Origin of the sequence: Cellulosimicrobium marinum, assembly GCF_020551945.1 — a bacterium.
GTDB classification, from domain to species: Bacteria; Actinomycetota; Actinomycetes; order Actinomycetales; family Cellulomonadaceae; genus Cellulosimicrobium; species Cellulosimicrobium marinum.
In genome coordinates this window covers 72,042-92,552 of the sequence record NZ_JAJBZH010000006.1, presented here as the reverse complement: position 1 = coordinate 92,552, position 20,511 = coordinate 72,042, and the positions used below count along the sequence as shown (strand labels likewise).

Here is a 20,511-nt window from a genome sequence, read left to right as displayed (position 1 = left end):
GGTGGTGTGTCAACGACGCAGGCCGAGGCGCTCGATGAGGCTGCGGTAGCGGTTGATGTCGACCTTCTGCAGGTAGCCGAGGAGGCGGCGACGCTGGCCGACGAGGAGGAGCAGGCCACGACGGCTGTGGTGGTCGTGCTTGTGCTCCTTCAGGTGCTCGGTGAGGTCCTTGATGCGCTGCGAGAGGAGCGCGATCTGGACCTCGGGCGAACCGGTGTCGCCCTCGCTCGTCGCGTACTCGGTCATGATGCGCTGCTTCGTGGCAGTGTCGAGCGGCACGGTTCTCCTTCGGGTTCGTTGCGCGGCGCGTCAGGAAGGACGTCCTGAGCTCTCTGGGTCCGCGGCCGTTCAGACGGCGCATCGATCTTACCAGGTGGACACCTCCGGCCCGGACGGTGCCGGGCCGTGCCGAGCCAGAGGCGTCGGTGCGAGCTCGCGGCGGGCCTACGCGCCGTCGTGCCCCGCCGTCCCGCCGCCGCGGAACGCGCCGGCCGCGTCCGGCAGGACGCCCGCGAACCGCAGCAGGTCCGGCAGCGTGAGGACGAGCGAGCCGTCCTCGAAGTGGACGCCCTGCGCGGGCGTCCAGTGGTGCGTCGCACGCAGGTACGACCGGTCGTCCTGACGCAGCAGGTGGACGAACGTCTCCGCCAGGATGCGGCTGCCCACGTCCCCGAGGAAGCTGCCGTTCCCCTGGAGCTCGGCCTCCTTGAGCACGTAGTACCACAGCGGGGTGCCGCCACCGACCTCGCGCACCTTCCCCATGGCGTCGACGACCCCCTGCGGCGCGTTCTCCACGAGCCGCTGCGGCGACAGGGGCTCGAGGCCGAAGGCCCGCGCCACCGCCTCGCCCGTGGGCAGCCCGAGCATGTACCCGCGCAGGAGGTTGCGCTGGGCGAGCTGCTTCTGCAGCGCGCTCGCGACCGTCTGCGCGGTCGTGGGCGTCTGCCCCGGCTCGAGGTCGATCTTCCCCTCCTTGACCATCGTGCCGAGCGACGGTGCCAGGAACGTGTCGATCTTCTCCGCAGCGTGGAACGGGTTGGCGTCTCCCTTGTCCACGAACTTCGTCCAGTCGATCGGCCAGTTCGACGGGAGCACGGGGTTCGGCGGACCGCCCTGCGTCAGGCCGCCGCCGCCCGTGAACCGGAAGAGCTGCTCGAGCGTCGCGAGACCCGCCGGACCGCCCGCCGTGAAGTTGACGTTGAAGTCGTAGGACTCGCGCACCATCGAGTGCCCGAACCGGAACGCGGCGACGGCGAACTCGAGCGGCATGGCGATGGGGTGCCGGGGACGGAAGAACGGGGAGTCCCCGAGCAGCGCCGCGTCGAGCACACCGGGCTTGGTCAGCGTCCGCAGGTAGTCGTTGACGACGAGCCACTGGTAGTGCCACCGGACCAGCTGGTTCGCCCGCCGGTACACACCGCGCTCGCCCGACGCACGCACCCACGGCTCGAGCTCCGCCACCCAGTCGACGACCGCGTTGTGGAACCGGATCATCGCCACGTGGAACTGCGCCACGACGAGGTTCTCGTCGTTGCGCCCGTCCGGGATCAGGGGTCCTCGGTCGTCGCCGCGCGGCAGGTCGCGCTGCTGGTCGTGCTCCGGTGGGCAGAGCAGGAACGTGGGCCCTCCACCGGGGACCGAGAAGGGCTCCACGGGGATCCGCCCGAGCCGCAGCTTGGCCGAGCCCTCGACGAAGGCCGCCTCGCTCCGTGTCGTCCCGTGGTCGGGCTCGTCCTCGAACTTCGGGCCGCTGCCGTAGAGGGAGTCGAGGTCGAGAGCGGGATGGCGGGCGTTGCGCAGGCTGCGGACGACGACCTTCGGGTCGAACACCCGGAAGGGCACCCGGTCGACGTCCCCGAGCGCCAGGTCGCCGCCCGAGCCCGCGTCGTCGTCCGGACCGTTGGTGTTGAGCGTGATGTCGTGGTCGATGAACTGGCCCCAGTACGTGTACACGGCCGGGACGTGCGAGTTGCGCACCGCCGGACCGCCTCCCGGCGGCGCCGGAGGAGGGCTCACCATCGCGGTGCCGAGCGCCTTCAGGTGCTCCACCACGGTGGCCGTCGTGCCGTTGCCGACCGCGAGGTGGGCGTTCGGGAACGAGGCGGCGAGCTCCGGGAAGAGGTAGTCGAAGGCGGTCGTCGAGTCGTAGCGGTGCTCGCGCAGGTCGCGGTAGACCGCGGCCTGCGCGGCGGGCAGGAGCGGCGCGTTCGACGTCGCGGGGTCCTGCGACGCGTCGGTCGCGTCGCCGACGGGTGCGACGGTCGACCCGTGCCCGATGCTGCGCACGGTCCTGCCGACGGGGGTGGACGCCTGGTCGACGGCGTCGGGGGCGACGTCGTCCACCACGTCCTCGGCGACGCTCGCCGCCGGGTTCTGCTGAGCCTCCATGGCTCGACCCTTCCTGTGAGGCGGGTGTTCCTCTCGGTGCCCTCGGGGGGCCGCGCCGCGGTCCGCAGGGCCTGTGCCCTGCGGCCGGGACGCCGAAGTCCGCGCGGGCGTCCTCGGGACGCGGGGCAGGACCGGGACGGCACGCCGACGAGTGGCGTGCCTCGCTCCTGGAGGGAGGTGCCGGACGGGCGTTCGTGACCGGGGGACGTCAGGTGCGGGACGCTGGGTGTGCCGCGACCGCGCACGCGATCGCGGCGACGACGCCCTGGGCGACGACGGCGCCCGGCCCGGCGACGCCGACGACCGCGGCGACCGCGAACGGGAGCACGGAGAGCAGCGCGAGGTCCGGGCCCTGGCGTGCCGCCCGGGCCGCGTTGACGGGCACCGCACCCATCGGCGTCGCGAGGAGCGGCCCCGACCAGTCGGGCGGTGGACGCAGCTGCCCGCGCACCGCCGCCGCGCCGCAGCCGACGCCGAGGAGCACGCCGAGCGCGGGCCAGGCCGCCGACCCCGTCGCGAGCGCGAGCGGGACCAGCCCGAGGGCCACGACCGCGGCGGCCACGAGGGCCGGGACGACGGTGCGCGTGGCACGGGTCGCGCGCGCGGAGAGCGGCAGGGCGGCGTCGAGCGCCGGGACCATCTCGGCGACGCCGGTGCCCGCCGCGCCGAGGCGCGCCGCCCGGACGCCCGCGGCGAGCACGACGACCGCGAGCCCCGGGCCAGCCGCCAGGACGGGGACCTGGTGGGCGAGCACGAGGAGCGCGACGAGCCCGGCGAGCTGCGACCACGTCCACGGCGAGCGGCCGAGGAGCGCGAGGTCGGCGGCGACGAGCGCGGTGCGCGGCCCGCGCACGCCCCGGAAGCGGAGCCTGCGGCGCGGTCGACGAGGAGTCGTCTGCGCGTCGAGCGCCCGGCCCAGGTCCCGCGGGTCGACGGACAGCAGCGCGGCCCCGAGCCGGTCCATCGAGCCGCTGCGCGCGGCGAGCGCCGCGAGGTCGAGGTGGTCGACGTGCGCGACCCAGCGCGCCACGAGCACGCACGCGACCACGGCGAGCGCCCCGGTGGCCCCGAGCGCGACGGCCGGGTCCGGCGGGACGGGCGCAGAACCTGCCGCGAGGGCGAGAGCGCCCCCGACCGGGACGAGGGCGACGACGAGGTCGCCCGCGAGCCCGACCCCGCGACGGCCGCCGGGGCGGGGCTGGAGACACCCTGCGCCGGCGACGACCGCGACGCCGGCGGGGACGCCGAGCAGACCGGACAGGAGAGCGGGCCCGGTACCGGCACCCGCGAGCAGGCCTGCCAGGGCCAGACCCGCTCCCCCGGCGAGCGCGCCCCACAGCACGCCCGTGCGCACGGAGGGCACGAGGAGCCCGCGACGGTCGGCCGGGGTCGGTGCCCACCAGGACACCCCCGCCGACCCGATCCCCGCCGGCCCGGTGCGGGCCGCCGCCGACGCGGCGAGCGCGAGCACGACGACGCCGAGCAGGAGGTGCAGGAGGACCGGCGGCACCGCCTCCCCGCCGCCGGTCCACGCCGCCGCCCCGCCGGCGGTCCACGCGGCGTCGAGAGCCACCCCCTCGCCCACCGCCCGCGCGACGCCGACCACCAGGATTCCCGCGAGCACGACGGACACGACGACGTTCGCGACGTCGGTCACCACCTGGACGACCCCGCGACCGGCGCGGGCGGCCGTCGCGCGCGCGGTGAGCCACCGCAGCTCGCGGCCGGTGAGCTGCTCGTCCGGGTCGGTGCGCACCGGCGGCACCGCGGCGTGCGTCACCGCACGTCCGCGAGCACGCGCGGCAGGTCCTCGCGCGCGACGGGGGTGCACGCGTCGTCGCCGACGACAAGCCCGCGAGCGCCGGACCGCTCGGCGAGCTCGGGGTCGTGCGTCGCGACGACGACCGCGACGCCGCGCCCCGCCTCGGCGGCGAGGAGGTCCGCGACCATGCGCCGCGTGCCGGGGTCGAGGCGCTGCTCGGGCTCGTCGAGCACGAGCACGTCGCGCGGCCGGACGAACGCGGTCGCGAGGAGGAGCCGGCGGCGCTGACCGGACGACAGCTCCGTCGGGGACGCGTCCTGACGGCCCTGCAGGCCGAGGAGCTCGATCGTCGCGTCGACGACCTCGCCGGCCGCGTTCACGCCGTGGCCGCGCGCGAGGAGGACGAGGTGCTCGCGCACGCTGAGCCCGGGGAAGTACGCGTCGTCGTCGCCGACGCCCGCGACCCGCGCCCGGAACGCCCGCTCGCGCTCGTCCACCGGCCGGCCGAGGACCTCGACCGTCCCCCCGAGCGGGGCGAGGCGGCCGAGGAGGGTCCGCAGGACGGTCGACTTCCCGCTCCCGTTGGGCCCGACGACCGCGAGCACCTCCCCCGCCCCCGCGTCGAGGTCCACGGGCGCGCACACGGGCGCCTCGCCGTAGCCGACCTGCAGCCCGCGGGCGACGACCGCCACCCGTCAGCCCGTCGCGCCGGGCGCGAGGACAGACCGGGCGCGCGCCACGTCGTCGTGCATCTGCGCGACGAGCGGCTCGATCCCGTCGAACCGCAGCGTCGGGCGCAGGCGCTCGACGAGCTCCAGCACGACGTCCTCGTCGTACAGGTCGAGGTCGGTGCGGTCGAGCACGTAGGCCTCGACGCGCCGCTCGTGCCCGTCGAAGGTCGGGTTGGTGCCGATGGAGATCGCGGCGGGCAGACGGACGTCGGCGTGCCCCGGTGCGGCGGACGCGAGCTGGGGCCGGGAGAGCCAGCCCGCGTACACGCCGTCGGCGGGGACCATGCCGGTGATGTCCCCGAGGTTCGCCGTGGGGAAGCCGAGGTCGCGTCCCCGGGCGTCGCCGTGGACGACCGTGCCGCGCACGTGGTGGTAGCGGCCGAGGATGCGGGCGGCCTCGCGCACGTCCCCGCTGCCGAGGAGGGCGCGCACCCCCGTCGAGGACCAGCGGGCCTGGTGGTCGCCCGCGACGTCGCCCTCCGTGACGGGCACGCCCTGGTGCTGGCCGACGTCGTCGATCGCGACGACGTCGAACCCGTACCGCGCGCCGAGCTCGACCATCGTCGCCATGGTGCCGGCGTTGTCCCGGCCGAACCGCACGTCGTGCCCGACGACGACGGCGCCCGCCCGCAGCCCCTCGACGAGGTAGCCGCGGACGAACTCCTCGGGCGTCTGGCGGGCGAACTCGAGCGTGTACTCGACGAGCAGCACGGCGTCGAGCCCGGTGGCCGCGAGCAGCGTGGTCCGGTCGGCGATGCCGGTGATGAGCTCGGGCGCGGCAGCGGGCCGGTGCACGGCCGACGGGTGCGGGTGGAACGTCACGGCGACGGCGCGGGCGTCCCGCTCGCGCGCGAGGTCGACGATCCGGCCGAGGACCTGGGCGTGGCCGCGGTGGACCCCGTCGAAGTTGCCGATCGTCACGACCGACGGGCCGAACCCCGGGGGAACCTGGCTCAGGTCCGTCCACAGGTGCACGCGAGAACTCCTCAGGATGGTCGACGGGTGTCGCGGCGGTTCCGCGCTGCACAAGCCTGCCACGCGCGCCGCCCGGTGCCGAACCGGCGGTCAGGCGGGGGCGAGGACGAGCACGGGCCGCGCGAGGTCGACGCCGCCGCGGCGCGTGTCCTCGACGAGCGCGACGAGCTCGCCGGCCGGGGAGATCGCCGCGGTCGTCCCGGGTGCCCCGGTCGCGGGGACCCACTGGCCGTAGGACAGCGCGGTGGCCTCGGTCGCGTCGAGCTCGCGCACCGGGAAGGTCGCGCGCGCCGCGTCGGCGAGCGGCAGCGTGGCGAGCACGCCGTCGCGGTCCGCCTGGGCGGCGAGCTCCTCCAGGGTCGCCGCGCTCGCGAGCCCGTAGCCGCCCACCCGGGTGCGCCGCAGGGCGGTGAGGTGGCCCCCGACGCCGAGCGCCGCGCCGAGGTCGCGGGCGAGCGCACGCACGTACGTCCCGGAGGACACGGTGACGGCGACGTCGACGTCGAGCGCGGGGGGCGCGTCGTCGGGCAGCCCGTCCGTCCCCGGCGCGACGGGGCGCGTGCCGAGGACGGCGAAGCGGGGGACGACGACGGGGCGTGCGGCGAGCTCGACGTCCTCGCCGGCCCGGGCGCGCGCGTAGGCGCGGCGGCCGTCGACCTTGATGGCGCTGACGGTCGACGGCACCTGGAGGATCTCGCCCGTGAGCGCGGCGACCTCGCGCGCCAGGTCCCCGTGCCCGACGGCGGACGCGTCGGCACGCGCGAGGGTCTCGCCCTCCGCGTCGTCGGTCGTGGTGGCGGCGCCGAGGCGGATCGTCGCGTCGTAGTCCTTGTCGGCGCCGACGACGTACGTGAGGAGCTTCGTCGCACGCCCGACGCCGAGCACGAGCACGCCGGTGGCCATCGGGTCGAGCGTCCCGGCGTGCCCGACCTTGCGGGTCCCGGCGAGGTGCCGGGTGCGCCCGACGACGTCGTGGCTCGTCCACCCGGAGGGCTTGTCGACCACGACGAGACCGTCGGGCGCCGTGGGCCGCCGGTCCGGGCGCGGACGCCGTGCCGGCGGGCGCTCCCCCGTCACGCGGTCAGTCCCGCTCGTCGGCGGTCGCGCCGTCCGCGTCGTCGTCGTGCGCGGCCCGGTACGGGTCCGCCTCGCCCGCGAAGGACTTGCCCTCGCGCAGCGCGGCGAGCTCCGCGTCGCGGCGGCGCGCCTCGACGAGCGCGGCGTCGAGGTGCGCGGCGGTCTCGGGGACGGCGTCGAGGTGGAACTCGATGCTCGGCGTGAGCCGGATCCCCGTCTGCTTGCCGACCTCGGAGCGGATGAGCCCCTTGGCGCTCTCGAGCGCCGCCGCGGTCCCGGCCCGCTCCTCGTCCGTGCCGTACACCGTGTAGAACACGGACGCGTTCTGCAGGTCACCCGTCACGCGCACGTCCGTGACGGTGACGAACCCGAGCCGCGGGTCCTTGATCCGGCTGTCGAGCATCTGCGCGACGACGACCTTGATCCGGTCGGCGAGCTTCCTCGCCCGAGGGTGATCGACCATGACTTCTTCCTTTCGTGCCGGGGGCCCGGCGGGAGAACCTGACGACTGTACGCCCGCAGCACGGGCGGCCGGTCGTCCAGGACGAGCGTCGTGCCGTCGAGATGCCGCCGAGACCGACGAGGTTCGGGTTGCAGCACGGCGGCGGCGGGTCGTGGCGGGTCTGGCGGGAGCCGCGAGGCACGAGCGGCGGAGGGAAGACCCGCCGCCGCCGTGCTGCGACCCGGACCGGGCTCGGCCCGGATGCCCGGTGCCACCCGGTGCGGAGACGACGACCGGGGGCGGGCGAACTCGCCCACCCCCGGTCACCGATCACGTCAGGAACGCGGCTTCTCCCGCATCTCGAACGTCTCGATCGTGTCGCCGACCTGCAGGTCGTTGAACGACCCGAGGCCGATACCGCACTCGTAGCCCTCGCGGACCTCGGTCGCGTCGTCCTTGAACCGCTTGAGCGACTCGACCGTGAGGTTGTCCCCGACGATCTTGCCGTCGCGCAGGACGCGCGCCTTGGCGTTGCGGCGGATCTCGCCGGAGCGGACGATCGACCCGGCGATGTTGCCGAACTTGGAGGAGCGGAAGATCTCGCGGATCTCCGCGGCGCCCAGCTGGGCCTCCTCGTACTCCGGCTTGAGCATGCCCTTGAGCGCGGCCTCCACGTCCTCGATCGCCTGGTAGATGATCGAGTAGAAGCGGACGTCGACGCCCTCGCGCTCGGCCAGGTCCTCGACGCGCTCGCCGAACTTCACGTTGAAGCCGATGATGATCGCGTTGTCGACGGTGGCGAGGTTGACGTCGTTCTGCGTGATGGCACCGACACCGCGGTGGATGACGCGCAGCTGGACCTCCTCGCCGACGTCGATCTTGAGCAGCGCGTCCTCGAGGGCCTCGACGGCACCGGACACGTCGCCCTTGAGGACGAGGTTGAGGGTCTCGACCTTGCCCTGCTGGAGCGCCTGGGTGAAGTCCTCGAGGCTGATGCGCTTGCGGCGCTTGGCCAGGAGGGCTGCACGCTCGGCGGCCTCGCGCTTCTCGGCGATCTGGCGTGCCGTGCGCTCGTCCGGCGCCACGAGGAACGTGTCGCCGGCGCTCGGCACGGACGCGAGCCCGAGCACGAGGACCGGGCGGGCCGGGCCTGCCTCGGTCACGGCGGTGCCGTGCTCGTCGAACATGGCGCGGACGCGGCCGTGGGCCGTGCCCGCGACGATGGCGTCACCGACGCGCAGCGTGCCGGACTGGACGAGGACGGTCGCGACGGCGCCGCGGCCCTTGTCCAGGTTGGCCTCGATGGCGACGCCGCGCGCGTCCTTGTCGGGGTTGGCGCGCAGGTCGAGCGAGGCGTCGGCGGTGAGCAGGACGGCCTCGAGGAGGTCGTCGATGCCCATGTTCTGCTTCGCGGAGACGTCGACGAACATGGTGTCGCCGCCGTACTCCTCGGCCACGAGGTTGTACTCGGTGAGCTGCTGGCGGATCTTGGCGGGGTTGGCCCCCTCCTTGTCCACCTTGTTGACGGCGACGACGATCGGCACGTTCGCGGCCTGGGCGTGGTTGAGCGCCTCGATGGTCTGCGGCATGACGCCGTCGTCGGCGGCCACGACGAGGATCGCGATGTCCGTCACCTGGGCACCACGGGCACGCATGGCGGTGAACGCCTCGTGACCCGGGGTGTCGATGAAGGTGATGGCGCGGTCGTTGCCCTCGTGCTCGTGGCGCACCTGGTAGGCACCGATGTGCTGCGTGATGCCGCCGGCCTCGCCCGCGACGACGTCCGTGGAGCGGATGGCGTCGAGGAGCTTGGTCTTTCCGTGGTCGACGTGACCCATGACGGTCACGACGGGCGGGCGGGCCATGAGCTCGTCGTCGCCCTCGGCCTCGAGCTCGGCGTCGAGGTCGATGTCGAAGGACCCGAGCAGCTCGCGGTCCTCCTCCTCGGCCGAGACCATCTCGATGACGTAGCCGAGCTCGGCCGCGAGGGTGCCGAACGTGTCCTCGTCGAGCGACTGCGTCGCCGTGGCCATCTCACCGAGGTGGAACAGCACGGTGACGAGGCTCGCGGGGTTCGCGTCGATCTTGTCGGCGAAGTCGTTGAGCGAGGAGCCGTGACGCAGCCGCACGACGGTCTTGCCGTTCCCGCGAGGGACCTGCACGCCGCCGAGCGACGGCGCCTGCATCTGCTCGAACTCCTGGCGCTTCGCACGCTTCGACTTGCGCCCGCGGACCGGACGTCCTCCGGCGCGACCGAACGCGCCCTGCGTGGAGCCGCGACCGGCACCGCCACGACCGCCACCGCCGGGGCGACCGCCGAAGCCGCCACCACCGCCGGGGCCGCCACCGCCGCCGGGGCGACCGCCGAAGCCGCCGCGCCCACCTCCGCCACCGCCACCGGGGCGACCGCCGGGGGCGGGACGCTCACCGGGGCGACCGACGGACGTGCGCCCGGGCATCATGCCCGGGTTGGGGCGCTGGCCACCGGGACGGGGCGCGGGGCGCGGGCCACCGGGACGGGGCCCGCCGGGACGGTCGCCGCCACCGGGCGCGGACCCGGCGTCGGCGCGCTCGGGGCGCGACCCGGGACGCGGCATCCCCTGGCTGGGAGCGAACGGGTTGTTCCCGGGGCGCGGGGCGCCCGGGCGGGGGCCGCCGGAACGCGACCCGCCACCCTGCCGGGGCATGCCCTGGCTCGGCGCGAACGGGTTGTTCCCGGGGCGCGGGGCGCCGGGGCGTGCGCCGGGGCGCGGCGCGGGCGTGTTGGACCCGCCGCCGGGCTTCGGCGACGCGGTCGGCTTCTGCGGTGCGGCCGGAGCGGGGCGCTCGGCGGCGGGCTCCTGCGGCGCGGGAGCGGGCTCCTTCGCCGCGGGGGCGGGCTGCTCGGGCGCGGGCGCGCTCTCCTGCGGCGCGGGGGCCGGCTTCGCGGGCGCGGGTGCCGGCTTCGCGGGTGCCGGCTTGGGGGCCGACGACGCGCCCGACGGTGCGGGCTTGGCCGCCGCGGGACGGCTCGGCGCGGCGCCCCCGGCGGGGAACGCGTCGCGCAGCTTGCGGACCACCGGTGGCTCGATGGTCGAGGATGCCGAGCGGACGAACTCACCGAGTTCCGTCAGCTTGGTCATGATGGTCTTGCTCTCCACCCCGAGCTCCTTCGCGAGCTCGTAGACGCGGACCTTTGCCACAACTCTCCTGTCTCGGCCCGCCCCGGACAGGGAGGACCGTCGTTAGTGCTGGGTGCTCATCGCTGGGTACTCATCGGGTGCCCATCGGCTTCTAACCCGCTTCCTTGTCGACGTGTCGTGCAGTGCTCCTCCGGCGCGCGCCGGGACCGGGTCGTCGTGACGCACCGGTCATCCGTCGCTTTCCGCGGCGGCCTCCACCACGGCGCGGACCGCCGTGAGGTCGAGCGTGCCCGGCATGCGCAGGGCCCGCGGGACGGCCCGCCGGCGTTCCGCCACCTCGAGGCACCCGGTGGACGCGTGGAGCCACGCGCCGCGACCCGGGAGCGACCGACGGGCGTCGACCACGAGCCTCGGCTCGTGGCCGTCGGTGCCCGTCAGGTCGACGACCAGACGGAGGAGGACGGACCTCAGGTCGCGCTGCCTGCACCCGACGCACGTGCGGACGGGCCCCGGCCCCGTGCGTACGGGGGTGGGGACGGCGTCCGTGGGCATGGTCGAGGTGCGGGCCCGCGGCCCAGTCACGGACAGTCTAACGCGCCGAGGCGTCGGGCGTGACCCTCCCACCACGGCCGCTACCGGTCCGCGGGCTCGCGACCTGCGGAGGCGGCGTCCTCCACGGCGGCCGGCGCGGCGCCCGCACCGCCCTCGTCGGAGCGGATGTCGATGCGCCACCCCGTCAGCTTCGCGGCGAGACGGGCGTTCTGCCCCTCCTTGCCGATCGCGAGCGAGAGCTGGAAGTCCGGGACGACCACGCGGGCGGCCCGGGCGTCCGCGTCGACCACCGTGACGGACGACACACGCGCCGGGGACAGCGCGTTCGCCACGAACCGGGCCGGGTCGTCGCTGTGGTCCACGATGTCGATCTTCTCGCCGTGCAGCTCGGCCATCACCGCGCGGACGCGGGAGCCCATCGGGCCGATGCACGCGCCCTTCGCCCCCAGACCCGCGACGCGCGAGCGCACCGCGACCTTCGTGCGGTGACCCGCCTCGCGGGCGATCGCCGTGATCTCGACGGACCCGTCGGCGACCTCCGGGACCTCCAGCTCGAAGAGCTTGCGCACGAGGTTCGGGTGCGTGCGGCTCAACGTGATCTGCGCGCCCTTCATTCCCCGCGCGACCTCGAGCACGTACGCCCGCAGCCGCTCGCCGTGGACGTACTCCTCCGTCGGCACCTGCTCGTGCGGCGGCAGGACCGCCTCGGTGCCGCCGACGTCGACGAGGACGACGCGCGGGTCGCGGCCCTGCTGGATGACGCCGGCCAGGACCTCGCCCTCCTTGCCGCGGAACGTGCCGAGGATCTGGTCGTCCTCGGCGTCGCGCAGGCGCTGCACGATGACCTGGCGCGCCGTCGACGTGGCGATGCGTCCGAAGTCGGCGGGCGTGTCGTCGAACTCGGGGCCGTGCTCGACCGGCCCGCGGGGCGCGTCGTCGTCACCGTCCTCCGGCTCCGGGGCGGGCAGCTCCTCGCGCGCCCACACCGTGACGTGGCCCGTCTTGCGGTCGAGCTCGACGCGGGCCCGGGCGTACGCGTCGGGGGTGCGGTGGTACGCCGACAGCAGGGCCTGCTCGATGGCGGCCACGAGGACGTCGAGGCTGATGTCCCTCTCGCGCTCCAGCAGGCGCAGCGTGCTCATGTCGATGTCCATCGGTCAGTCCTCCTCGTCGTGCGGACCGCGCGGGGTCCGGTCTGCTGCGTCGCGGCCCTCGTCCCCCGGGGCGGGGTCGTCCAGGTCCGGCAGGTCGGCCTCGAGGGCGCGCTTGAGCTCGACCTCGACCCGGCCGCGCACGACGTCGGCCAGGGGCACGGCGCGCTCCTCGCTCCGTCCGCGCGGGCCCGTGACCCGCAGGTGCAGCGCGTCGTCGACGGCGAGCAGGCGCCCCTCGACGGTCCCGCCGTCGGCGAGCACGAGACGCACCAGGCGGCCGCGCGCACGGCGGAAGTGCCGGGGCTCGGTGAGGGGTCGGTCCGTCCCCGGTGTCGACACCTCGAGGGTGTACGCGCCGGGCAGGGCGTCCAGGTCGTCGAGCGCCGTGGAGACCGGCCGCGTCACCTCTGCGACCGTGTCGAGGTCGAGCTCGCCGTCGGCGTCCTCGGGGAGGTCGAGCACGACCCGCACGACCGAGCGGGCACCTGCCCGCGAGACGGTGACGTCCTCGAGGACGAGGCCCGCCTCGTGCACCACCGGTTCGATCCCCCGCCGGACCGCGTCACGCACCGTGTCGCTCGCGCCGGCGCCCCCGTCGGACCGCCCGTCAGCCTGCCCTACCATCACTTCGCTCCCGTCCGTTCCCACGCCGGGCACGGAGACGACCGGTGTGTTGTTGTGCAGCGGCCTGCTCGGCCAGGGTCAAGCCTAGCGACTCACGCACCCGGAGCATGACATCATCGCCCCCGATGACTCCCGACGCCACCGCGGCCGCCGCCCCCGGCACCGCCGCCCTGCCGACCGTCACGACCCGGCGCGCACGCCCCGTGACGTCGCGGCGCCGCGGCCGCGCAGCGCTCGCCCTCGGCCTCATGGCCGCCGTCCTGCTCACGGGCTGCGGGGTCCGCCTCGAGACGCCCGAGCCGACGGAGCCGAGCCCGGACGCGCGCGAGGTCGCGCGCCGCACCGCGGTGGACGACGCCCTGGCCGTCGCCGAGCTGGCCGAGGAGGTCGCGCCGTCGAGCACCGACGCGGCGCTGGTCGCCGCACTGGACCAGGCGGCGTCGTTCGCGCGCCTGCACGCGGACGCCCTCGGCGGCGAGTACGACTCCGGGCTGCCCGACCCGGAGGGTGCGACGGACGCCACAGGGACACCGACCGTCGAGGTGACGACGACGGCCCCCGGCGCGACGACCGGCACGGTCTCGCCGGGCGCCTCGGAGGCGCCGATCGACGACACCGACGACGAGGCGGGCGCCGGCGGGGACGGCGCCGCGGAGGCGCCGCCCACGGCGGAGGACGTGGTGGTCGCGCTCGTCGGCGCGACGCAGCGCACGCGCGCGTCCGCGGACGCGACGCGCGACGCGGACCTCGCCCGCCTGCTGGGCTCGGTCGCGACGTCGGAGCTCGTCTCGGCCCGTCGCCTCGCCGCGCTCACCGGGTCCGACGCTGCGGCGGACCTGCCGGTCGGCGCGGCCCCGGTCGCCGAGGCGCCGACGGGGGTGGGGGCCGCCGACCTGGCGACGCTCGTCGCGGCCGAGGACGCCGCCGGCTACGCGTACGAGGTCCGTGCCGCCCGGTCCGACGGCGACGCGCGCTCCGACGCGCTGGCACGCGCGGAGGTGCACCGGGCCCGTGCCCAGGGGTGGGCGCTCGCCGCGGGGACGGACGGGACCGACCAGGACCCGCGCCGCACCGCGTACGCCGTCCCGGACGACGACGCGGAGGCGACGTCCGCGCTCGCCCAGCGCCTGGAGACGGAGCTCGCGCAGTCCTACGCGTCGCTCGTCGCCACCGCGGCGGCCGGGTCGCGGGAGGACCCGCTCGCGCTCCTCGCGGACTCGTGGCTCGCCGCGCTGGGCTGGGGTGCAGAGCCGGTGCCCTTCCCGGGGATGGCCGAGCAGGCGCCCTGACGCACGCCGCCCGGCCGGGGATCGGCCGGGCGCCGCACGGAGCTCAGGCGAGCAGCGCCTGGACCTCCGCCACGGCCCGGTCGACCGCCTCGGCGACGGGGACCTGGACGGCCTCCCCCGCCCGCGGCCGAACCTCGACCACGTCGTCCGCGAGGCCACGCCCCACGACGAGCAGCAGCGGGACGCCGAGCAGCTCCGCGTCCTTGAACTTCACGCCGGGCGAGACCTTCGGGCGGTCGTCGTAGACGACCTCGACGCCGCGCGCGGCGAGCTCGGTCGCGAGACGCTCCGCCTCGTCGAACACGGCCGCGTCCTTGCCCGTCGCGACGACGTGCACGTGCGCGGGCGCGACGTGCGCGGGCCACGCGAGCCCCGCGTCGTCGTGGTTGGCCTCCGCGAGCGCCGCGAGCACGCGCGTGACGCCGATGCCGTAGGAGCCCATCGTCACGACGACCTGCTTGCCGTTCTCGTCGAGGACGGTGAGGCCGAGCGCCTGGGCGTACTTGCGCCCGAGCTGGAAGATGTGGCCGATCTCGATGCCGCGCGCGAGCTCGAGCGGACCGGACCCGTCGGGCGCGGGGTCGCCCGCGCGCACCTCGGCGGCCTCGATCGTGCCGTCGGCGGAGAAGTCGCGCTCGGCGACGAGGTCGAACACGTGCCGCCCGTCCTCGTTGGCCCCCGTGATCCAGCGGGTGCCGGCCACGACGCGCGGGTCGAGCAGGTAGCGCACCGAGTGCCGCACGGGCTCGTCCTCGCCGGGCTCCGTCTCGCGCGTGACGTTCGGGCCGAGCACCTGCGGGCCGATGTACCCCTTGACGAGCTCGGGGTGCGCGGCGAAGTCGGCGTCGGTCGCGGGCTCCACCTCGGCGGGCTCGAACGCGGCACCCACGCGCTTGAGGTCGACCTCGCGGTCGCCGGGCACGCCGACGACGACGACCTCGCGCCGCCCGTCCGGGTGCGTGAGCGCGAGCACGACGTTCTTCAGGGTGTCCGCGGCGGTCCACGCACGGTCGGCGCGGGGGTACCGCGCGTTCGCGACGTCGACGAGGGAGGCGATCGTCGGCGTGTCCGGCGTGTCCTCGACGTGCGCGGCGGGGGCGTCGGCGTGGTCGAGGGCCTCGGGCACCGGGGTGACCACGGCCTCGACGTTCGCGGCGTACCCGCCCGCGGAGCGCACGAACGTGTCCTCGCCGATCGGCGTCGGCGTGAGGAACTCCTCCGAGCGCGACCCGCCCATCGCGCCCGACGTGGCGGCCACGACCACGTACTCGAGGCCGAGGCGGTCGAAGATCCGCTGGTACGCGGCACGCTGGGCCTGGTACGAGGCGTCCAGCCCGGCGTCCGTCGTGTCGAACGAGTACGCGTCCTTCATGACGAACTCGCGCCCGCGGATGAGGCCGGCGCGGGGGCGCGCCTCGTCGCGGTACTTCGTCTGGATCTGGAACAGCGTGAGCGGGAGGTCCTTGTACGACGAGTACAGGTCCTTGACGAGGAGCGTGAACATCTCCTCGTGCGTGGGGGCGAGGAGGTAGTCGCCGTCCTTGCGGTCGGTGAGGCGGAACAGGTTGGGGCCGTACTCGGTCCAGCGGCCCGTCGCCTCGTAGGGCTCGCGCGGCAGCAGCGCCGGGAAGTGCACCTCCTGCGCACCGGCCGCGACCATCTCCTCGCGCACGACCGCCTCGACCTTCGCGAGGACGCGCAGACCGAGCGGGAGCCACGTGTAGATGCCCGGCGCGGCACGACGGATGTAGCCCGCCCGGACGAGCAGCCGGTGGCTGGCGACCTCGGCGTCGGCCGGGTCCTCGCGCAGGGTCCGGACGAAGAGGGTGGACAGGCGCAGGAGGTCGGCAGGACGGGCGAGCGAACGGGCCGCGCGCGCCTCGTCGGACGTGACGGAAGACATGCGCCCCACCCTACCGGCGGGGAGGATGGCCCCATGCCCGAGCTGCCCGAGGTCGAGGCCCTGGTCCGCTTCCTCGACGACCGCGCCACGGGGCGTGCCGTGGTCGCCGCGGACGTCGCCCAGATCGCCGCGCTTAAGACCTTCGACCCGCCCGTCACGGCGCTCGTGGGACGGACGGTGACGGGGGCGCGCCGGCACGGCAAGTGGCTCGACCTCGTCCTCGCTGCCGCGGCGCCCGACGACGAGCTCCACCTGGTCTTCCACCTCGCCCGCGGCGGGTGGTTGCGCTGGTCGGAGAAGGCGCCGACGACGCCCGTGCGGCCGCGGCTCGGCGGCGGGGGCGGAGGGAAGGTCGCCGCGCTCGCGCTGCGCGTGCGGTTCGACGACGGCTCCGGGTTCGACCTCACCGAGGCCGGGACGCGCAAGCGGCTCGCGGTGCACGTGGTGCGCCGCCCGGAGGAGGTGCGCGCGATCGAGACGCTCGGCGTCGAGCCGCTGGACCCCGCGTTCACCCCGGACGTCCTCGCCGGCCTCATGGCCGCACGCAACCAGCAGGTCAAGGGCCTCCTGCGCGACCAGTCGTCCGTCGCCGGGATCGGCAACGCCTACTCCGACGACATCCTCCACGCGGCCCGCACGAGCCCGTTCAAGCTCACGCGGTCGTTCACGCCCGACGAGGTCGCCCGGGTGCACGCCGCCGTGGGCGAGGTGCTCGCCCAGGCCGTGGCGGCGTCGTCGGGCAAGCCGGCGGCGGAGCTCAAGGACGCGAAGCGCGCGGGGATGCGCGTGCACGGGCGTACGGGTCTGCCGTGCCCGGTGTGCGGCGACACGGTGCGCGAGGTGAGCTTCGCCGACCGCAGCCTGCAGTACTGCGCGACCTGCCAGACCGGCGGCCAGGTCCTCGCCGACCGGCGCATGTCCCGCCTGCTGCGCTGACGCGCCCCGTCGCGCCTACGCGTGAACCTCGCGCGGACCGTCGGGACGTCCCGGCGGTCCGCGCGAGGTTCACGCGTAGGCGCCACCCGAGCCGGGGCAGGTCAGAACAGCACCGTCGCGTACGTGCCGACCTGCTCGAACCCGACGCGACGGTACGTCGCGAGGGCCCGCGTGTTGTAGTCGTTGACGTACAGCGACACCACGGGCGCACGACCGGTCGCGCGGGCGCCCGCCTCACGGGCCAGCGCGACGACGGCGGCGGTGCCCGGTGCGGCGAGACCCTGACCGCGGTAGCGCGGGTCGACCCAGACGCCCTGCACCTGCGCGACGTGGCGGGTCACGGCGCCGAGCTCGGCCTTGAACGCGACGTGCGCGCCCGGCCCCGTGCCCTCGACCCGCACGAACGACCGGCCGGCGGCGACGAGCGAGCGCACGCGCTCCTCGTAGGCCCGGCCCCCGCCCTCGACGGGCGAGTAGCCGACCTCCTCCGTGAACATCCGGACGCACGCGGGCAGGACGACGGGGACCTCGGCGGCCACGGAGCGTCGCACGGCGGGGTCGGGGGCGACGTCGGGGGCGCGGTCGATCGCGAGGGACGGCTGGTTCGCGCGGACCTCGCGCGGCGCGGGCCATACGGGCGCGAGGAGGGACCACAGCCCGAGGACGGCGTCGCGCTCCCCGACGACGGACGACGAGCGGCGCCCCGCACGGCGCGCGAGCGCGGCGAAGCCTGCGAGCGCCGCCTCCCGGTCCGTGCGGTCGAGCGCGGGCGGCAGCACGGGGACGACGTTGGCGCCGGCCCAGCAGACCGCGGCGAGCGGACCGTGCGCGGGGAAGCCCCAGGCCTGCCCGCCGGCGGCACGGAGACCGGCGCGCAGCGCGGCCTCGAAGCGCGCCCCGGCGAGGGTGGAAGCGACGGGGTCGGCGGCGCACACCGCGACCGCCTCGGGCAGGTCGGTGTCGCCCAGCTCGCGCGCGTCGGCCCCGGCCCGCGGCCGCAGGGCCGGGACCGACGGGCGCCAGCGGCTCACCGCGGTCAGCTCACGGTGACGACCGGCGGGCCGGCCTGCGCGTCGTTCTCGGGCGTCATCGTCTCGGCGATGCGCAGCGCCTCCTCGATGAGGGTCTCGACGATGAGGGCCTCGGGCACGGTCTTGACGACCTCGCCCTTGACGAAGATCTGGCCCTTGCCGTTGCCGGACGCGACGCCGAGGTCGGCCTCGCGCGCCTCGCCGGGGCCGTTGACGACGCAGCCCATGACGGCGACGCGCAGCGGCACCTCCATGCCCTCGAGGCCCGCGGTGACCTTCTCCGCGAGCGTGTAGACGTCGACCTGGGCACGCCCGCACGACGGGCAGGAGACGATCTCGAGCTTGCGCGGGCGCAGGTTGAGCGCCTGGAGGATCTGGTTGCCGACCTTGACCTCCTCGACCGGCGGGGCCGAGAGCGAGACGCGGATGGTGTCGCCGATGCCCTGGCTGAGCAGCGCGCCGAACGCCGTCGCGGACTTGATCGTGCCCTGGAACGCCGGGCCGGCCTCCGTCACGCCGAGGTGCAGCGGCCAGTCCCCCGCCTCGGAGAGCAGCTCGTAGGCGCGCACCATGACGACGGGGTCGTTGTGCTTCACCGAGATCTTGAAGTCGTGGAAGTCGTGCTCCTCGAAGAGCGACGCCTCCCACACGGCCGACTCGACGAGCGCCTCGGGCGTCGCCTTGCCGTACTTGGCGAGCAGGCGCGGGTCGAGCGAGCCGGCGTTGACGCCGATGCGCAGCGACGTGCCGTGGTCCTTCGCCGCCTGGGCGATCTCCTTGACCTGGTCGTCGAACTTCTTGATGTTGCCGGGGTTGACGCGCACGGCGGCGCAGCCGGCCTCGATCGCGGCGTACACGTACTTCGGCTGGAAGTGGATGTCGGCGATCACGGGGATCTGCGACTTCTTCGCGATGGCCGGGAGCGCGTCGGCGTCGTCCTGCGTGGGGCACGCGACGCGCACGATGTCGCAGCCGGAGGCCGTGAGCTCGGCGATCTGCTGGAGGGTGGCGTTGATGTCGGTCGTCTTGGTCGTGGTCATCGACTGGACGCTGATCGGCGCGTCGCCGCCGACCTCGACCTTGCCGACCTTGATCTTGCGGGTCGTGCGGCGCGGCGCGAGGACCGGCGGGGGTGCGGCGGGCATTCCGAGGCTGATGGGTACGCTCACCCGTCCAGTATCCCCCGTCCCGGTGCCCGACGGCGCACGGCGGCCTCAGGTGAGGCGGACCGGGTCGACGATGTCCGCGAGGATGAGCAGCGCGCCGACGCCGATGAGCACGACGAACATCACGTACGCGACGGGCATCATGCGCGCGACGTCCGCCGGCCCCGGTCGCGGGAGCCCGCGCACGCGTGCGACCGTCCGCTTGGCGCCCTCGTAGAGCGCGTTGACGACGTGGCCGCCGTCGAGCGGCAGGAGCGGGATGAGGTTGAAGACGAACAGCGCGACGTTGAGCGCCGCGAGCAGCGAGAGAAAGCCCGCGATCTGGGAGACGACCTCGCTGTCGCTGTCCGCGATGGCGACAGCGATCTGCCCGACACCCCAGATGCTCACGACACCGTTCGGGTCACGCTCTGCGTCGGTGAACGTCGCAGTCACCGCCTCGCCGACCTTGACCGGGAGCGTCAGGACGATGCCCGCCGTCCCGCTCACCTGCTGCCACATCTGTTCGAGACCGGACGCGACGCTCGTCGGCCGTAGCTCCTGGGTGGGGGTGATCCCCGCGAAGCCGACTGGCTTGGTCACGGGCTCGCCCGCATCGTCGACGACGGGCGTGCCGTCCTCGGCGACGACCTGCCGCTCCACCTCCACAGGACTTAGTGTGAGATCGACGCGCTGCCCGTCGCGTTCGACGACCACCGGGAGCGCCTCGCCAGCCCCACCCTGAAGTGCACCGGACAGCTGCTCCCAGGTGTCGACCTGTACGCCGTCGAGCTCGACGATCGTGTCGCCGACCTGGAGCCCGGCTGTGGCTGCAGGGGATTCGGGATCGGTCGCCGCGCACTCGCTGGACTGGGCCGTCACGGTGGCGGGCGCGCACTCGGCGACGAGACCGACGGTCGTCGTGATGGTCGGGACGCCGATGCCGACGGTGACGATGAGGGTGAGGACCACTGCGATGAGGAGGTTCATGAACGGGCCGCCGAGCATGACGACGACCTTCTTCGGCGCGGACAGGTTGTAGAACGCGCGGTGCTCCTCGCCGGCGCGGATCTCCTCCGTGCTCGCGTCGCGCGCGTCCGCGACGACCTGCGCGAAGAAGCCGTTGCCGCGCGGCCGCGCCCCGGCGGGTGCCGGCGGGAACATGCCGACCATGCGCACGTAGCCGCCGAGCGGGATCGCCTTGACCCCGTACTCCGTCTCGCCCTTCTTCCGCGACCACAGCGTCGGGCCGAACCCGACCATGTACTGGCTCACGCGCACGCCGAACCGCTTCGCGGGCACCATGTGCCCGACCTCGTGCAGCGCGATGGACACGAGCAGCCCCAGCACGAAGACGGCGACGCCGATCACGACAGCCAT

Annotated in this window: 17 protein-coding genes; 2 read left to right on the top strand and 15 right to left on the bottom strand. The window is 75.0% G+C overall.

Features of this window, described 5'->3' with window-relative positions:
• Positions 1 to 9: 9 nt before the first annotated feature.
• From rpsO to rimP, 11 genes are all read right to left on the bottom strand, one after another.
• Positions 10 to 279: a 30S ribosomal protein S15 gene (gene rpsO / locus LGQ04_RS14300; protein ID WP_229244611.1), complete on the bottom strand. Its 270-nt coding sequence runs from the start codon at positions 277 to 279 to the stop codon at positions 10 to 12.
• A 165-nt stretch (positions 280 to 444) separates the two neighbouring features.
• A complete protein-coding gene (locus LGQ04_RS14295) occupies positions 445 to 2,388 on the bottom strand; it encodes a peroxidase family protein (protein WP_229244610.1) in 1,944 nt (647 codons plus the stop codon).
• A gap of 208 nt (positions 2,389 to 2,596) precedes the next feature.
• A complete protein-coding gene (locus tag LGQ04_RS14290) occupies positions 2,597 to 4,168 on the bottom strand; it encodes a DUF6297 family protein (RefSeq protein WP_229244609.1) in 1,572 nt (523 codons plus the stop codon).
• On the bottom strand, positions 4,165 to 4,842 hold the full coding sequence (locus LGQ04_RS14285) for an ABC transporter ATP-binding protein (protein ID WP_229244608.1): 678 nt from the start codon (positions 4,840 to 4,842) through the stop codon (positions 4,165 to 4,167). Before LGQ04_RS14285 ends, LGQ04_RS14290 begins: the two co-directional genes overlap by 4 nt.
• 3 nt (positions 4,843 to 4,845) lie before the next feature.
• Positions 4,846 to 5,856, bottom strand: coding sequence for a bifunctional riboflavin kinase/FAD synthetase (locus LGQ04_RS14280; RefSeq protein ID WP_229244607.1), 1,011 nt, complete (start codon positions 5,854 to 5,856; stop codon positions 4,846 to 4,848).
• 90 nt (positions 5,857 to 5,946) lie between these two features.
• The gene (gene truB, locus LGQ04_RS14275; RefSeq protein WP_372470080.1) at positions 5,947 to 6,933 is read right to left on the bottom strand and encodes a tRNA pseudouridine(55) synthase TruB; all 987 of its coding nucleotides are present in this window, start codon (positions 6,931 to 6,933) and stop codon (positions 5,947 to 5,949) included.
• Between the two features lie 4 nt (positions 6,934 to 6,937).
• Positions 6,938 to 7,396: a 30S ribosome-binding factor RbfA gene (rbfA, locus tag LGQ04_RS14270; RefSeq protein WP_229244605.1), complete on the bottom strand. Its 459-nt coding sequence runs from the start codon at positions 7,394 to 7,396 to the stop codon at positions 6,938 to 6,940.
• Positions 7,397 to 7,710: 314 nt separating this feature from the next.
• Entirely contained in the window at positions 7,711 to 10,557 is a 2,847-nt protein-coding gene (infB, locus tag LGQ04_RS14265; protein WP_229244604.1) for a translation initiation factor IF-2, read from the bottom strand.
• Positions 10,558 to 10,725: 168 nt separating this feature from the next.
• A complete protein-coding gene (locus LGQ04_RS14260; RefSeq protein ID WP_308016411.1) occupies positions 10,726 to 11,079 on the bottom strand; it encodes a YlxR family protein in 354 nt (117 codons plus the stop codon).
• Between the two features lie 50 nt (positions 11,080 to 11,129).
• Entirely contained in the window at positions 11,130 to 12,203 is a 1,074-nt protein-coding gene (nusA, locus tag LGQ04_RS14255) for a transcription termination factor NusA (RefSeq protein WP_229244603.1), read from the bottom strand.
• A 3-nt stretch (positions 12,204 to 12,206) separates the two neighbouring features.
• On the bottom strand, positions 12,207 to 12,827 hold the full coding sequence (gene rimP, locus LGQ04_RS14250) for a ribosome maturation factor RimP (RefSeq protein WP_267494935.1): 621 nt from the start codon (positions 12,825 to 12,827) through the stop codon (positions 12,207 to 12,209).
• A 125-nt stretch (positions 12,828 to 12,952) separates the two neighbouring features.
• Between rimP and LGQ04_RS14245 the strand changes: the two genes are divergently transcribed.
• Positions 12,953 to 14,116 (top strand): DUF4439 domain-containing protein, encoded by a 1,164-nt coding sequence (locus LGQ04_RS14245; RefSeq protein ID WP_229244601.1) that lies wholly within the window; start codon positions 12,953 to 12,955, stop codon positions 14,114 to 14,116.
• A gap of 43 nt (positions 14,117 to 14,159) precedes the next feature.
• Here the strand turns inward: LGQ04_RS14245 and LGQ04_RS14240 are convergent, their stop codons facing one another.
• Entirely contained in the window at positions 14,160 to 16,019 is a 1,860-nt protein-coding gene (locus LGQ04_RS14240; protein WP_229244600.1) for a proline--tRNA ligase, read from the bottom strand.
• Between the two features lie 33 nt (positions 16,020 to 16,052).
• On the opposite strand from LGQ04_RS14240, the gene LGQ04_RS14235 reads away from it, so the two are divergent.
• Complete coding sequence (locus LGQ04_RS14235) at positions 16,053 to 16,955, top strand: Fpg/Nei family DNA glycosylase (protein ID WP_229244599.1); 903 nt, start codon at positions 16,053 to 16,055, stop codon at positions 16,953 to 16,955.
• 101 nt (positions 16,956 to 17,056) lie between these two features.
• On the opposite strand, the gene LGQ04_RS14230 is transcribed toward LGQ04_RS14235, so the two are convergent.
• The 3 genes from LGQ04_RS14230 to LGQ04_RS14220 form a co-directional block, all read right to left on the bottom strand.
• Positions 17,057 to 17,986, bottom strand: a complete 930-nt coding sequence (locus tag LGQ04_RS14230) for a GNAT family N-acetyltransferase (RefSeq protein WP_229244598.1) — start codon at positions 17,984 to 17,986, stop codon at positions 17,057 to 17,059.
• A gap of 5 nt (positions 17,987 to 17,991) precedes the next feature.
• Positions 17,992 to 19,131, bottom strand: a complete 1,140-nt coding sequence (gene ispG / locus LGQ04_RS14225) for a flavodoxin-dependent (E)-4-hydroxy-3-methylbut-2-enyl-diphosphate synthase (protein WP_229244732.1) — start codon at positions 19,129 to 19,131, stop codon at positions 17,992 to 17,994.
• Between the two features lie 69 nt (positions 19,132 to 19,200).
• Positions 19,201 to 20,511 (bottom strand): M50 family metallopeptidase, encoded by a 1,311-nt coding sequence (locus LGQ04_RS14220; RefSeq protein WP_229244597.1) that lies wholly within the window; start codon positions 20,509 to 20,511, stop codon positions 19,201 to 19,203.

Bases quoted from the DNA above. Each gene is read 5' to 3' on its own strand.
- LGQ04_RS14245 (WP_229244601.1), top strand. From the start codon at position 12,953: ATGACTCCCGACGCCACCGCGGCCGCCGCCCCCGGCACCGCCGCCCTG.
- LGQ04_RS14295 (WP_229244610.1), bottom strand. From the start codon at position 2,388: ATGGAGGCTCAGCAGAACCCGGCGGCGAGCGTCGCCGAGGACGTGGTG.
- ispG (WP_229244732.1), bottom strand. From the start codon at position 19,131: ATGCCCGCCGCACCCCCGCCGGTCCTCGCGCCGCGCCGCACGACCCGC.
- rbfA (WP_229244605.1), bottom strand. From the start codon at position 7,396: ATGGTCGATCACCCTCGGGCGAGGAAGCTCGCCGACCGGATCAAGGTC.
- LGQ04_RS14235 (WP_229244599.1), top strand. From the start codon at position 16,053: ATGCCCGAGCTGCCCGAGGTCGAGGCCCTGGTCCGCTTCCTCGACGAC.
- rimP (WP_267494935.1), bottom strand. From the start codon at position 12,827: ATGGTAGGGCAGGCTGACGGGCGGTCCGACGGGGGCGCCGGCGCGAGC.
- LGQ04_RS14220 (WP_229244597.1), bottom strand. From the start codon at position 20,511: ATGGCTGTCGTGATCGGCGTCGCCGTCTTCGTGCTGGGGCTGCTCGTG.
- nusA (WP_229244603.1), bottom strand. From the start codon at position 12,203: ATGGACATCGACATGAGCACGCTGCGCCTGCTGGAGCGCGAGAGGGAC.
- LGQ04_RS14240 (WP_229244600.1), bottom strand. From the start codon at position 16,019: ATGTCTTCCGTCACGTCCGACGAGGCGCGCGCGGCCCGTTCGCTCGCC.